The 13145-nt window shown below is 69.1% G+C and carries 15 protein-coding genes; 1 reads left to right on the forward strand and 14 read right to left on the reverse strand.

Features of this window, described 5'->3' with window-relative positions:
• Positions 1-2: 2 nt before the first annotated feature.
• From KF871_RS16745 to KF871_RS16805, 13 genes are all read right to left on the reverse strand, one after another.
• On the reverse strand, positions 3-1175 hold the full coding sequence (locus KF871_RS16745; protein WP_291145125.1) for an acyl-CoA dehydrogenase family protein: 1173 nt from the start codon (positions 1173-1175) through the stop codon (positions 3-5).
• A 28-nt stretch (positions 1176-1203) separates the two neighbouring features.
• Positions 1204-2820, reverse strand: a complete 1617-nt coding sequence (locus tag KF871_RS16750) for an acyl-CoA carboxylase subunit beta (RefSeq protein ID WP_291145128.1) — start codon at positions 2818-2820, stop codon at positions 1204-1206.
• Positions 2817-3704 (reverse strand): SDR family oxidoreductase, encoded by an 888-nt coding sequence (locus KF871_RS16755; RefSeq protein ID WP_291145131.1) that lies wholly within the window; start codon positions 3702-3704, stop codon positions 2817-2819. The genes KF871_RS16750 and KF871_RS16755 overlap by 4 nt, the downstream gene beginning before the upstream one ends.
• The gene (locus tag KF871_RS16760) at positions 3701-4369 is read right to left on the reverse strand and encodes a TetR/AcrR family transcriptional regulator (RefSeq protein WP_291145133.1); all 669 of its coding nucleotides are present in this window, start codon (positions 4367-4369) and stop codon (positions 3701-3703) included. The genes KF871_RS16755 and KF871_RS16760 overlap by 4 nt, the downstream gene beginning before the upstream one ends.
• 98 nt (positions 4370-4467) lie before the next feature.
• Positions 4468-5475, reverse strand: a complete 1008-nt coding sequence (egtD, locus tag KF871_RS16765) for an L-histidine N(alpha)-methyltransferase (RefSeq protein WP_291145136.1) — start codon at positions 5473-5475, stop codon at positions 4468-4470.
• Positions 5472-6677 (reverse strand): ergothioneine biosynthesis protein EgtB, encoded by a 1206-nt coding sequence (gene egtB, locus KF871_RS16770; RefSeq protein ID WP_291145139.1) that lies wholly within the window; start codon positions 6675-6677, stop codon positions 5472-5474. The genes egtD and egtB overlap by 4 nt, the downstream gene beginning before the upstream one ends.
• Positions 6677-6958, reverse strand: coding sequence for a DUF427 domain-containing protein (locus KF871_RS16775; protein WP_291145141.1), 282 nt, complete (start codon positions 6956-6958; stop codon positions 6677-6679). Before KF871_RS16775 ends, egtB begins: the two co-directional genes overlap by 1 nt.
• Positions 6959-7076: 118 nt before the next feature.
• Entirely contained in the window at positions 7077-8231 is a 1155-nt protein-coding gene (locus tag KF871_RS16780; RefSeq protein WP_291145144.1) for an NAD(P)/FAD-dependent oxidoreductase, read from the reverse strand.
• Positions 8232-8292: 61 nt separating this feature from the next.
• Positions 8293-9570 carry a sigma-70 family RNA polymerase sigma factor gene (locus KF871_RS16785; protein WP_291145146.1) on the reverse strand — a complete coding sequence of 426 codons (1278 nt, stop codon included), beginning with the start codon at positions 9568-9570 and terminating at the stop codon, positions 8293-8295.
• Between the two features lie 24 nt (positions 9571-9594).
• Positions 9595-10005 (reverse strand): VOC family protein, encoded by a 411-nt coding sequence (locus KF871_RS16790; RefSeq protein WP_291145149.1) that lies wholly within the window; start codon positions 10003-10005, stop codon positions 9595-9597.
• 20 nt (positions 10006-10025) lie between these two features.
• Entirely contained in the window at positions 10026-10439 is a 414-nt protein-coding gene (locus KF871_RS16795; RefSeq protein WP_291145151.1) for a YciI family protein, read from the reverse strand.
• 1 nt (position 10440) lies between these two features.
• The gene (locus KF871_RS16800) at positions 10441-10839 is read right to left on the reverse strand and encodes a VOC family protein (RefSeq protein ID WP_291145261.1); all 399 of its coding nucleotides are present in this window, start codon (positions 10837-10839) and stop codon (positions 10441-10443) included.
• 109 nt (positions 10840-10948) lie between these two features.
• The gene (locus KF871_RS16805; RefSeq protein ID WP_291145154.1) at positions 10949-11314 is read right to left on the reverse strand and encodes a YciI family protein; all 366 of its coding nucleotides are present in this window, start codon (positions 11312-11314) and stop codon (positions 10949-10951) included.
• 324 nt (positions 11315-11638) lie between these two features.
• On the opposite strand from KF871_RS16805, the gene KF871_RS16810 reads away from it, so the two are divergent.
• A complete protein-coding gene (locus KF871_RS16810; RefSeq protein ID WP_291145157.1) occupies positions 11639-11923 on the forward strand; it encodes a cupin domain-containing protein in 285 nt (94 codons plus the stop codon).
• A 16-nt stretch (positions 11924-11939) separates the two neighbouring features.
• Here KF871_RS16810 and KF871_RS16815 read toward each other — a convergent pair whose 3' ends face one another.
• Positions 11940-13145: a tetratricopeptide repeat protein gene (locus KF871_RS16815; RefSeq protein WP_291145159.1), complete on the reverse strand. Its 1206-nt coding sequence runs from the start codon at positions 13143-13145 to the stop codon at positions 11940-11942.

Genomic DNA, 13145 nt, shown 5'->3' on the forward strand with positions numbered 1-13145 from the left:
CGTCATCGCACCGGACGCTTGGCGATCCCCATGATCTTGGTGAGGATGCCCAGCATGACCTCATCGGCACCACCGCCGATGGAGGCCAGGCGCCCATCGCGGTACATGCGCGCCACCTTGTTCTCCAGCGTGAAGCCCATGCCACCCCAGAACTGCAGGCAGGTGTCGGGCACCAGGCGGTTGAGGCGGCCCGCCTTGAGCTTGGCCATGGTGGCCCACTCGGTCACGTCTTCGCCGGCCACGTAGCGGTCGCACGAGAGGTAGGTCAGTGCGCGCAGGGCCTCGACCTCGGTCTTGAGTTCGGCCAGCTTGAACTGCACCCACTGCTGATCGGCCAGGTTGCTGCCGAAGAGCTTGCGCTCCTGCGCCCATTCGATGGTCCATTCGATGCAGTTGTTCAGGCTCTGCAGCGTGCTGGCCGCGCACCACAGCCGCTCCTCCTGGAACTGCTGCATCTGGTAGATGAAGCCCGCGCCCTCCTGCCCGATGCGGTAACGCTGCGGCACACGCACTTCGTCGAAGTACAGCAGGCCGGTGTCGCTGCTGTGCATGCCGATCTTGCGGATCTTCTTGCCGACCTCGAAGCCCTTGACCGTCTTGCCGTTCTCGCGCAGCGGCACCATGACCAGGCTCTTGTTCTTGTGCTGCGGGCCGTCGCTGGTGTTGACCAGCAGGCAGATCCAGTCGGCCTGCAGGCTGTTGGTGATCCACATCTTCTGACCCGAGATGACGTAGTCGTCGCCGTCCTTCCTCGCGTAGGTCTTGATGCCCGCCACGTCGCTGCCGGCGCCGGGCTCGCTCACGCCAATGGCGCCCACGGTCTCACCGCGGATGGCCGGCGCGAGGAACTGGTCCTTGAGTTCTTCGCTGCCAAAGCGCGCCAGCGCGGGCGTGGCCATGTCGGTCTGCACGCCAATCGCCATGGGCACGCCACCACAGTGGATGTGGCCCAGCGTCTCGGCCATGGCCACGCTGTAGCTGTAGTCGAGCCCGGCTCCGCCCTGGGCCTCGGGCTTGCACAGGCCGAGCAGCCCCAGATCACCCAGGCCCTTGAAGACCTCGTGCGCCGGAAACATCTCGGCGGCCTCCCATTCGTCCACGTGCGGGTTGATGTGGTCGTCGATGAAACGCTTGAGCGTCTTCTGAATCTCGCGGTGTTCGTGTGTGAACTGCATGGCTTGTCTCCTCTCTGGGGTGTCTGCGCTACATGCGGGCCACGCCGAAGGGCAGTGGCCGCAGATTGCGTTGCGAGGCCTCGGCGCAGGTGTCGAGGCAGAACATCAGCACGGCGCGGGTGTCGCGCGGGTCGATCACACCGTCGTCGAGCACCAGGCCGCTGGTGTGAAAGGCGTCGGCCTGGCTCTCGAAGACCTGCACGATCTGATCGAACTGTTGCTGCATCTGCACCGGGTCGGGTGTGATGCCTTTGCGCGCCATGCCGGCCTCGGCCACGATCTGCATGGTGCGCGCCGCCTGCTCGCCGCCCATGACCGCAGTACGTGCGTTGGGCCAGCTGAACAGGAAGCGCGGCGCGAAGCCGCGGCCGCACATGCCGTAGTTGCCGGCGCCGAAGGACGCGCCGCACTGGATGGTGATCTGCGGCACCGTGGCGCCGGTCACCGCCTGGATCATCTTGCTGCCGTGCTTGATCATGCCGCCCTGCTCGCTGTCCTTGCCGACCATGTAGCCGGTGGAGTTCTGCAGGTACACGATGGGGTGGCCGAGCTGGCACATCCACTGGATGAAGTGCGTGGCCTTGTTCGCGCCGGCCACGTCGATGGGGCCGTTGTTGCTGATGAGCCCTACCGCATGCCCGCCGATGCGGGCCTGCACGCACAGCGTGGCGGCGCCGAACAGTGGCTTGAACGGCAGCAGGTCCGAGCCATCGGCGATGCGCGCCATGATCTCGTGCATGTCGACCGGCTCGCGGTGATGCGTCGGCATGAGGGCGAGCAGGTCATCGGCGGGCAGCATCGGTTCGGCGAAGGCCGTTGCCGGGGCGCGCGCGAAGCCGTCGCGCAACTGTTCCACCACGCGCCGCGCCAGACCCAGTGCCTCGCGGTCGTCTTCGGCCAGGTACTCGCCCAGGCCCGACACGCTGGTGTGCATCTCGGCGCCGCCCAGCTCCTCTTCGGTGGCCACCTCGCCGGTGGCGGCCTTGAGCAGCGGCGGTCCGGCCAGGAAGGCACGCGATCGGCCGCGCACCATCACCACGATGTCGGACAGGCCTGGCATGTAGGCACCCCCCGCGGTGCCCGAGCCGTGCTGCACGGTGATCACCGGCAGGCCGGCGGCCGACAGGCGCGCCAGGTTGCGAAACAGCGCGCCACCATGGACGAAGCCCTCGACCTTGTACTTGGTGAGGTTGGCGCCTGCGCTCTCGACCAGGTGCACGAAGGGCAGCCGGTTCTCCAGCGCCATCTCCTGCACACGCAGGATCTTCTCCAGCCCGCGCGGCTGAATGGCACCGGCCTCGATGCCCGAATCGCTGGCCACCACCATGCAGCGCACGCCCGCCACAAAGCCGATGCCGGCGAGGATGCCGCCACCCGCAACCGACTTTGCAGGGTCGCGGGTGTCTTGCAGAAAACCCGCCAGCGAGCACAGCGGCAACCAGGGTGCGCCGGGGTTGAGCAGCAGCGCGATGCGCTCGCGCGGCAACAGCTGCCCACGCTTGTCGAACACCGGTTTGCTCTGCGCCGAGGTGGCCGCCGCGCGCGCTTCGATGGCGCGCAGTTGCCCGATGCGCTCAAGCATCGCCGTGCGGCGCAACTGCGCGGCTTCTCTGTGGGGGTTGAAGGCGGTGGCAAACGCCGTCACTGGAACACCTTCGGGGTCACGTAGCGATGAAAGCCATCAAAGGGCTTCACCGCATCGCGCTGTTGCACATCCTCAGGCGCGGCCACCTGGCCCCAACCCATGCGCACCTGCGGGCGGGCGCCATCGACACGCAGCACGCTGCCGCTGACGAAGCTGGCCGCGGGCGAGAGCAGGAACACGATCGTCGCGCTGGTCTCGGCCTCGTTGCCAAAGCGGCCCAGCGGCACGGTCTCGCGCATCTCGCGCAGCATGGGACCGGCCTCGGGCGGGTAGTGATCCATGCCGCTGGAGGCGATGTAGCCCGGCGCCACCGCGTTCACGCGCACGCCGCTGCGGGCCCATTCCATGGCCGCGGTCTCGGTGAAGCTGACCATGCCGGCGCGGGCGGCACCGCTGTGGCCCATGCCCGGCATGCTGCCCCACATGTCGGCCACGATGTTGACGATCGCGCCACCATGGGCCTGCATGCTTTGCAGATAGCACTCGCGCGCGACCAGAAAGCCGCCCATGAGGTTGGTGTCGAGCACGGCCTGCCAACCCTTGGCGCCGATCTTCTCGAGCGGGCTGATGTATTGGCCGCCGGCGTTGTTGACCAGGCCGTGAATGCGCCCGTGCGAGACGACGATGGCGGTCACCAGGGCCTGCACCGCCGCTTCGTCGCGGATGTCGGCCGCGTGAAAGCTGACGTGGCCGCCGTCGACCACGATCTCCTCGGCCACGGTCTGCAGCTTGTCCAGCTTGCGGCCCACCAGCACCACGTGCGCGCCCAGGGCGGCCAGTTCGTGCGCGGTGCAACGCCCGATGCCCGAGCCGCCGCCGGTCACCACGATCACCTGACCCGCCAGCAGGCCGGGGCGAAAGACGGAGCGGTAGCCCTGGCTCATGGCACGTCCTTGAGAAACAGTTGCAGCGTGGTGTCGGTCAGGTCGTCGAGCGAGGCGCGGCCGTCGGGCAGGTACCACTGGGCCGCCCAGTTGAGCGCACCGAACAGCATGAGCCGCGCCAGGCGTGGGTCGCCACCGAGTGCGCCGTCGCGCCGAAGCGCCTGCAGCACCGGCACCCACACCGCTTCGTAGTCGTCCTTGAGGCGGTTGACGGCGCGCTTCTGCTCGTCCGACAGCACGCGCCATTCGTAGAGCATCACCGGGATGTGATCGCTCTCAGGGCCGAGCAGGTTGTCGAAGTGCGCCCGCACCAGCACACGCAGACACTGACGCGCGGTCAGCGGCGTGGCCGATGCGGCCACCGCGGCGGCCATCTGCTCGCCCTGGTGTTGCAGCGCGCGCGCCATGCCCTCTTCCATGACCGCGGCCAGCAGCGCCTCTTTGTTGTCGAAGTGATAGAAGGGCGAGCCCGAGCGCATGCCCACCGCCGCCGCAATGTCGCGCGTGCTGGTGGCCGCAAAGCCCTGTTGGCGAAACAGCCGCGCCGCCGCGCGCAGCAGCGCCTGGCGGCGGTTGCCGTCGTCGCGTTCGTCGGCGGTCTTGCGGGGGCGGCCACGGGTGCGCCGCTCGGGCGCGGCGGTGGCGGGGTCGGCGATGGCGTGCATGCGCGCGACCTTAGCAGTGGCGGCTATTTATAGCAAGCGGTTGCTTGGTGAAATTATCAGACCGCCTGTAGCGGGTGCGACAACGCCGGGGGCAGGCCTCAGCCCAGGGCGCGGCAGGCCACCAGGGCGTAAGGCAGCTCAGGGTCCTCGAACCAGCTGTGCACGGCAAAGCCGCTCTGCGCGGTGAGCGACTGCACCGCGGCCTGGTCGTACTTCTGGGACTGCTCGGTGTAGATCACCTCGCCGCGCGCAAAGTGAAAGCCGGTGCCCAGCACCGTGCTGTGCACGGCCTGTGCCGCCTGGCTCACCAGAAAGCTGCGCGCCACGCCCTGCAAGGGGCAGTAGCTGGCGTAGTGCCGGAAGGCGTCGAGCGCGAAGTCCATGCCCAGCTCGCGGTTGAGGCGGCGCAGCAGGTTCAGGTTGAAGGCCGCGGTCACGCCCTCGGGGTCGTTGTAGGCAGCCAGCACGGTGTGCGGGTCTTTGCGCAGGTCCAGGCCCAGCAGCAGGCTGTCGCCCGCGCGCAGGTGGGCGCGCACGCGCCGCAGAAACCGCACCGCCTCGGTCTCGGCGAAGTTGCCGAGGTTACTGCCCAGAAACAGCGCCACCTGGTGGCGCCCGGCGCGCGGAATCGGCCAGGTCTGGAAGTAGTCGCCACACAAGGGATGCACCGCCAGATCCGGCAGCTGCTTGGCCATGCGCTGGCCAAGCCGGTCCAGTGCCTGCGCCGAAATGTCCATTGGCCGGTAGCTCAGGCTCGCCCCGGCCTTGAGCCAGGCACGGCACAGCGCCAACGTCTTGCGCCCGTCGCCACTGCCAAGCTCGAGCAGCTCGACGGCGGCACCCGTCGGGGCCAGTGCGTGCAACAGATCGCGCGCATGGCGGCGCAGCATGCGGGCCTCGACGCGCGTTGGGTAGTAGCTGGGCAAGCGCATGATGCGCTCGAACAACCGCGACCCCTGCGCGTCATAGAAGTACTTGGACGACAGCCGCTTGGGCGTGGCGCTCAGGCCCGCCAACACATCGCCGGCCAGGGTGCCGGGTTGGGGTCGTTCCTCTTCGGGTGAGGGTGCGGGCTCACAGGCCAGCATGGGGCGTCGTTTGCTCATCGTGCGAGGCGAATGCCGGTGTATTGCCAGCGCAGGGGCGGCTGGAAGAAATTGCGGTAGGTCAGGCGCGCGTGGCCCGGCGGCGTGGCAAACGAAGCCCCGCGCAGCACCTGCTGCCCCACCATGAACTTGCCGTTGTATTCGCCAACCGCGCCTTCGTCGCGCGCGAAGCCAGGGTACGGCGTGTAGGCGCTGCTGGTCCATTCCCAGCGCTCGCCCCAGGCCATGCCGTTGCCGGCCGCGGTTTCCCACTCGGCCTCGGTCGGCAATCGCGCACCGGCCCAGTCGGCGTAGGCGCTGGCCTCGTACCAATTGATGTGCGTGACCGGTGCGGACATCGGCAGCGCTTGCGGCCCTCGCAGGGTTTGGTGCCACCACTGGCCGTCGTCGCCGAGAAACCAGTACATGGGCGCACAGGCGCCGCTGCTGTGGCGCCAGTCCCAGCCGTCGGCATGCCAGTGGCGCGCACTGTCGTAGCCCCCCGCCACCATGAAGGCCAGGTACTCGGCGTTGCTGACCAGGCGATCGGCGAGCGCGTGCGGCTGCAGCAGCACTTCGTGGCGTGCGCCTTCGTTGTCGAACGCGAAGCCCTGACCTGCGTGGCCGATGCGCACCACACCACCGGCGTGGGCACGCCACGCCAGGGGCTGCGCCTGCGCGGCGTGCGCGTGGGGGTGTTCGTGCCCGACCGCCACGGCCGAGGTGTCGGTGTCGGCATACGCCGGGCGCAAGGGGTTGTGGCCGAGGATGTATTTGATGTCGGTGAGCAGCAGCTCCTGGTGCTGCTGCTCGTGTTGCAGCCCCAATTCGAGCCGCTCAAGCCAGCGCGACTCGGGCTGCGTGCCCAGCCAGGCCTGTACCGCGGCGTCCACGTGCGTGCGGTAGGCCATCACCTCGGCCACCGTGGGCCGGCTCAGGTGCCCGCGCTGCGCCCTGGGCACCCGGTCACCCGCGCTTTCGTAGTAGCTGTTGAACAGGTAGCCATAGGCGGGGTGAAACGGGCGGTGATGCTTGTCGGCCTGTGCCAGCAGCAGGGCCTCGAAGAACCAGGTGGTGTGCGCCAGGTGCCACTTGGGCGGGCTGACGTCGACCACGGGTTGCACCACATGGTCTTCGATGGTCAGGGGTGCGCACAGCGCCACGCTGCGCGCGCGCACTTCGGCAAAGCGCAGGGCGAGCTCGCCCGGGCCGTCGCGCTGCATCAGGGCGTCACCTGCACGCCGCGCCAGAAGGCCACCCGATCGCGCACCATCTCGGCCTCGGGTTTGGGGTCGGGGTAGTACCAGACGGCATCGCGGTTGAGCTCGCCGTCGATCAACAGGCTGTGGTAGCTGGCTTCGCCCTTCCAGGGGCAGAAGGTGTGGTGGTTGCTGGGCTGCAGGTACTCGGCGCGCAAGGCGCTGGCCGGGAAGTACGAATTGCCCTCGACCAGGACGATGTCATCGCTCTCGGCAATGACCACGCCGTTCCAGATGGCCTTCATGCGGTCTCCTGTGTGTTGTGCACGTCGTGGGTCGCATGCTGGTCGGATTTCTTACGCCCTGCAACCGAAGGGGCAAATGGCCAGACGACCGGCGAGCGTCACACGCACGCAAGATGGCTCAGGCAGCGATGCGCGCGGCCACCCGCTCGGCCTGTTGCGCGATCGTGCGCAGCAGGCCACCGGCCTGGCGGATGTCGAAGCCCACGAAGTGCACGCCTTGCAATGCGCCGTCGCCGTGCAGCACCGTCGGCAGGCCGCGCGCGTCCAGCGGCAGCGGCACGCTGCCAAACAGGGGTTGCAGCGCGGCCTGGTAGCCGGTGGCCAGCAGCACCACGTCAAAGGCCTGTTCACGGCCATCGGTGAAGCGCGCACCGTCGCGCGTGAGCATGGCGATGCCGGGGAACACGCCGATGTCGCCCCGCTTGATGCGATCGACGGTGCCGATGTCGATCATGGGTGTCTTGCCGTCGTGGCGCAGCTGGTGCAACGGCGAGACGGAGGGCGTCTTCAAGCCCCAGCGGGAAAGGTCGCCGACCGTGAGGTTGCGCAGCAGCGAACCCAGGGCATTGCCCAGGGGCTCGGGCAGCTTGCTCAGCGCAATGCTGGAGAGCTGGGTGGGCCGACCCATCACGTCGCGCTTGACGATGTTGACCGGTGAGCGCACCGACAAGGCCACTACCACGCCGTGTTCGGCCAGGTCGAGCGCGATCTCGGCCCCGGTGTTGCCAATGCCCACCACCAGCACGCGTTGACCGGCGAATGGCTCGGCATTGCGATAACTGCGGCTGTGCATCACGCGGCCGGCGAAGGCGTCCTGCCCGGGCAAGGTGGGCGCCACCGGCTCGCGGTTGGCACCGGTGGCCACGACCAGCACCGGCGCGCTGAATCGGCGACCCCCTGCGGTGTGGGCCAACCACTGCCCACCCTCGCGCTCAACGCTCACCACGGTCTCGCCACACACCGGCTCGATGCCGTGGTGCTTTGCATAGGCCTCCAGGTAGTCCACCACCCCCTGGCGCGGCACATAGCGCGGCGCGTCGTCCGGGAATGGCAGACCCGGCAAGGCCGAATGCGTCTTGACCGTGTGCAGGTGCAGACGCTGGTAGTGGTTGCGCCAGGCGTTGCCCACCCCGCAGGCCTGTTCGAGCACCGTTGCGCGAACGCCGCGCTGCTGCAGGCAACCCGCCACCGCCAGGCCGGCCGGGCCGGCGCCCACGATGAGAACGGGAGTGGTGGCGGCAGAGGTGGTGGTGGAAGTGGAGGGGTCGGCCATGGTGGCACCGAGTGTGCCGAGCGTGCGGGCCGCGCGCATCGGTGCTCACCCCGGTGCCGGCTCAGCCCTTGGCGGCAAGCCCCTGGGCGCGCGCCTGCATGAGCAAGCGGTCCTGCGCGTTCTCGGTGAGTGCGGCGGCGCGCTCGAAAGCGGCGCGCGCTTCGGCGCGCTGGCCCAGCTGTTCGAGCAGATCACCATGCACCGCGGCCAACCAGGGGTAACGCGCCAGCGCGGGCTCGTTCAGCAACGGCGCGAGCACTTGCAGGCCAGCGGCGGCGCCCGCGTGCCGCGACACAGCCACCGCCCGATTGAGCTCGACCACCGGCGACGGCTGCCGCTGGGCAAGGTCGGCGTACAACGCCGCCATGTGCGCCCAGTCGGTGTCTTCGGCGCGCACGGCGCGGGCGTGGCAGGCAGCGATGGCGGCCTGCAACTGGTAGGGGCCGGGGGCCGGTGCGATCGACTCGGCGCGGTCCAGGGCCGCCAGGCCACGGCGGATCAGGAGGCGGTCCCAACGGCTGCGGTCCTGCCGCTCCAGCAGCACCGGCCGGCCCTCGGCGTCGGTGCGGGCTGCCTGGCGCGAGGCCTGGATTTCCAGCAGCGACAGCAGGCCCAGCACCTCGGGCTCCTCGGGCATCAGGCCCACCAGAAGGCGCGCCAGTCGCAGCGCTTCGTCGCACAAGGCAGGGCGCATCCAGTCGTCACCGCGGGTGGCGGTGTAGCCCTCGTTGAACACGAGGTAGATCACCTCCAGCACCGAGCCCAGGCGCTCGGTCATGGCGTCGCCACGGGGCACCTCGAAGGGCACACCCGCGTCGCGCAGGCTGCGCTGCGCCCGCACGATGCGCTGCGCCACCGTGCTCTCGGTCTGCAGCATGGCGCGCGCGATCTCGCCGGTGGTGAGGCCCCCCAGCAGCTTGAGCGTGAGCGCCACGCGCGCATCGGCCGACAGCACCGGGTGGCAGGCGGTGAACATCAGGCGCAGCATGTCGTCGCCGATGACGTTCTGGCGCGCGGCATCCACCGTGTCGGCCACATCGGGCACGCGGTCGGCTTCCATGGCCTGCAGGTCGGCCGCGATGTCGGCCTCGTGCCCCTCGCGGGTGGCGCGCTGGCGCAGGTGGTCCAGCGCGCGGTTGAGCGCCACGCGCATCAACCAGGCGCCGGGTTTGTCGGGCATGCCGTCCACCGGCCAGTGTTCGAGCGCGGCCACCAGCGCGTCCTGCGCAATGTCTTCGGCCAGCCCCAGGTCGCGCACGCGGCGCGCCACGGCCGCCACCACGGCGGCCGATTCGAGCCGCCAGGTGGCGGCGATGCGTTGGTGAACCGCACTGTGCATGCGTGCCTGGGTGTGTGCGCCGGGTCAGAACTGCTGCGGCGCAGCGGCTTCGTCCATGTAGAAGACCTCCCACTGGTGGCCATCGGGGTCGGCAAAGCCGTGTTGCAGCATGAAGCCGTGGTCCTGCACCGGGTTGGGGGTCGTGCCGCCGGCGGCCAGTGCCTTGGCCACCAGGGCTTTCACCTCCTCGCGGCTGGCGCAGTCGAGTGCGTTGAGCACCGCCGTGGCCTTGGAGGGGTCGGCCACCGGCAGGTGGGTGAAGCCCTGAAAAAACGGTTTGACCAGCAGCATCACGTAGATGTGCTCGCTGACCACGATGCAGGCCGCCTGCTCGTTGGTGAAGCGTGGGTTGAGCGTGAAGCCCAGCCCGGTGTAGAAGGCCACCGACCGCGGCAGGTCAGCGACGGGCAGGTTGACGAAGAGTTTGGAAGGCATGGTGATTCCTTGTCGGGCACTCAGGGTTGCAGCAGGCGGCGAAAGCTCTCGACCGTGTCGCCCGGCGTGAATTCATCCAGGTCGATCAGCTGACGCACCTCGACCACCGCTTCGCGCCCGGCGCTGGCCGGATTGGGAAAACGCCGCGACCATTCGAGGGCCTCGTCGCGGCTGCGCGCCTGGATCAGCGTGTAGCCGGCGATCAGTTCCTTGGCTTCGGCAAACGGGCCGTCGACGATGCGTGGCGCGCCCGCGCCGTGCACCACACGCCAGCCCTTGCGACTGGGGTGCAGGCCAGCCGCGTCGAGCAACACACCCGCACGCGCGAGTTCCTCGTGAAAACGCGCCATGGCCTCGAACACCGCCGGGTCCGGATCGGGCGAGGTCTCGGCCTCGAACTCGGGCTGTGAACGCACGATAAGCATGAAGCGCATGTCAGCCCCCTTCGCCCATGAGCGGCTCGATCATGCTGTTGTGGTTGCCTTCGGTGTCAACGAAAACCACGTAGCGCCCCACGCCCGGGATCATCATGGGCTCGCCCAGAACCTGGCCACCGGCGGCGCGCACACGCTGCATGGCGGCATCGACGCTTTCCACGCCCACCACGACCGAGGGGTGTTGCGCCGGCCAGTCGGGCTTGAAGGGGAACATGCCGCCACCGATGGCACCCGCCGGCGCGCCGGGTTTGGCATCGGTTTCGGTGGTGGTGAGCAAGAGGTATTCGCCCATCTCGGGGCCGAGCGCCTGGGTCTTCCAGCCAAACGCGCTGGCGTAGAAGCGGGCGGCGCGGTCGCGGTCGCGGTAGGGCATCTCGAAGTGCACGACGGGATTCATCACGGCGTTCTCCTGTGGGCGGCGGCCGATTCCGTCGCCTTGTCCTGTCACGACGGACGGACTGCCCGGATTTCGACAGACCGTTGGTCGCTTGAGCGTTGGTGACGCCTCAGGCCTGGCTTTCGTCGTAGCAGGGCGCGAGCGAACGCACCTCGACCGTGGCCCATTGCGCGGCCGGGCATTGCTGCGCCAGGGCGATGGCCTCGTCGCGCGAGACGCCATCGAGCAGGTAGAAGCCGCCCACCATTTCCTTGGCCTCGGCAAAGGGGCCGTCGATGCGGCGCTGCGCGCCCGGCGCGGCACTCACCCGCACCGCGTCGCCCAGCCCGGCCAGCGACTCCACCGCACGCAGCTTGCCTTCGGCCTGCAGACGATCGCCAAAGGCCTTCATGCGGGCATAGGCCTCGCGGCCCTGGGCTTCGGTGCGCTCGGCGCGCTGGCCGACGGGTTCGACGATGAGCAGCATGTACGACACAACAAGTTCTCCTAGTGTTCTGTCCCGCAAATAACGGGCATTTCGTTCGATGGATGGGGGAGCTATCGGTGGGTGCCCAAAGGGGGTCAAGACTGGATGTCTTGACCCCCTTTGGGCGCCCGGCGAGAGCCCCGCAGGCGCCGAACCCTTCGGGCTGCGCCGAATCGGGGCGCATGCGTCGTTGCGGCCACAGGTCAAGCCGCCCAGGCTTGACCTGCGCCCACGCCTAGCCTGCGCCCCGATTTGGCGCAGCGAAATGCCCGTTATTTGCGGGACAGAACACTCGCATGACAGGCGCGCATGGTAGGCCGAGAATGCGATGCCATGGACACGTTGCATTTCGAGACCTTTCGCGATCAGGCCTTGATCGAGGGCTTTGACGAGGTGCTGGAGCGGCGCTGGAACCCGGACACTGTGCTGGACACCCACACCCACCCCTTCTCGGTGAAGGCCGTGGTCACCGAGGGCGAGATGTGGCTCACCGTGGATGCGCACACACGGCACCTGCGACCCGGCGACACCTTCACACTGGCGCGAGACGTGCCGCACGCCGAGCGCTACGGCTCGCAGGGTGCGGCGTACTGGGTGGCGCGCAAGAACGCGGACTGAGCCCGGCGGCGACCGCTCAAGGCGACAGAGGCCGGCGCAGATGCACGTACCAGCCCATCACGGGCTGGCGCTGGTCCTCGCGGATGGGGGCCGACCACAATGCCTCGACGTTCAGTCCGCCGGCCTTCGCCAGGGCCTCAATGGCGGCACGCCCGTGGGCGTAGCGAAGGCTGGGGCGCAGCTGCAGCGCGCGCCCTTCGTCGGCCTGTTCCACGCAAAAGGCGAATGTGCTCCCCGGCGCCAGCCGATCGGTCACCGCGGCAAACACCGCGTCCAGCGCGCCCACGTAGATGAACACATCGGCCGCCACGATCAGGTCGAAGTGCCCATTCGCATCGCGCAGGGCGTCGAGCAGGTCGGCGCGCACCACCTGCCGGTACAGCCCGCTGTCCTGCGCGCGCTGCACCATCTCCTCGGCCACGTCCACGCCATCGATGGCATCGGCATTCGGCGCCAGCACCCGCGCGCACAGCCCGGTGCCGCAGCCGAGGTCGAGCACGCGCTGCCAGCGCACACCCGCCGCCACCAGCGGGTTCAGCAGCGTCTGCGGTGCGGTGTAGCGCAGTTGCGCGAGCAGGTGGTCCTGGAAATCGTCGGCGTAGCGGTCGAACAGCGCCCGCGCGTACAAGGCCGGCGGCGGTGGCGGCTCGCGCACATCGCTGACCGCGGCCAGAAAGAAGCGGTGCAGTTCGTCGTCCGAGCCGTGCGCCATGGCCTGGCGAAAGCAGCGCGCGGCTTCGTCCAGCTGCCCGCCGTGGCGCATCATGTGGCCGCGCTGGGTCCAGGCCTCGGCCAGCCCCGGATCGATCTGCAAGGCCTCGTCCAGCGCCTGCAGGGCTTCGCGCGCATGCGCCAGCTGCAGTTCACACATGGCCAGCGACAGGCGAAGACCGGCCTGTGGCGCGCCCAGCGCCATGGCCCGACGCAAGGCCTGAGCGGCGCCCGCGAAGTCGTCGAGCGCTTCGCGCGCCAGCCCCAGCGCGGCCCAGGCGTCCACGTGGGCGTCGTCCGCCTGCACGGCGGCTTGCAGTTGCACGAGGGCCTCGCGCCAGTGGCCCAGGCGGCACAGGGTGATGCCCAGGTTGGCCAGCACCGACGGCCGCCCCGGCACATGGGCCAGCGCCGCTTCGTAGTCGGTGCGCGCCGCGTCGAACCGACCGGCCTCGAAATGCGCGTTGCCCGCAAAGAAGTGGGCTTTGGCTTGCTCGACGGCGTCGGCCAC

The organism is Hydrogenophaga sp. (assembly GCF_019635465.1).
In the GTDB taxonomy this organism is placed as follows: domain Bacteria; phylum Pseudomonadota; class Gammaproteobacteria; order Burkholderiales; family Burkholderiaceae_C; genus Hydrogenophaga.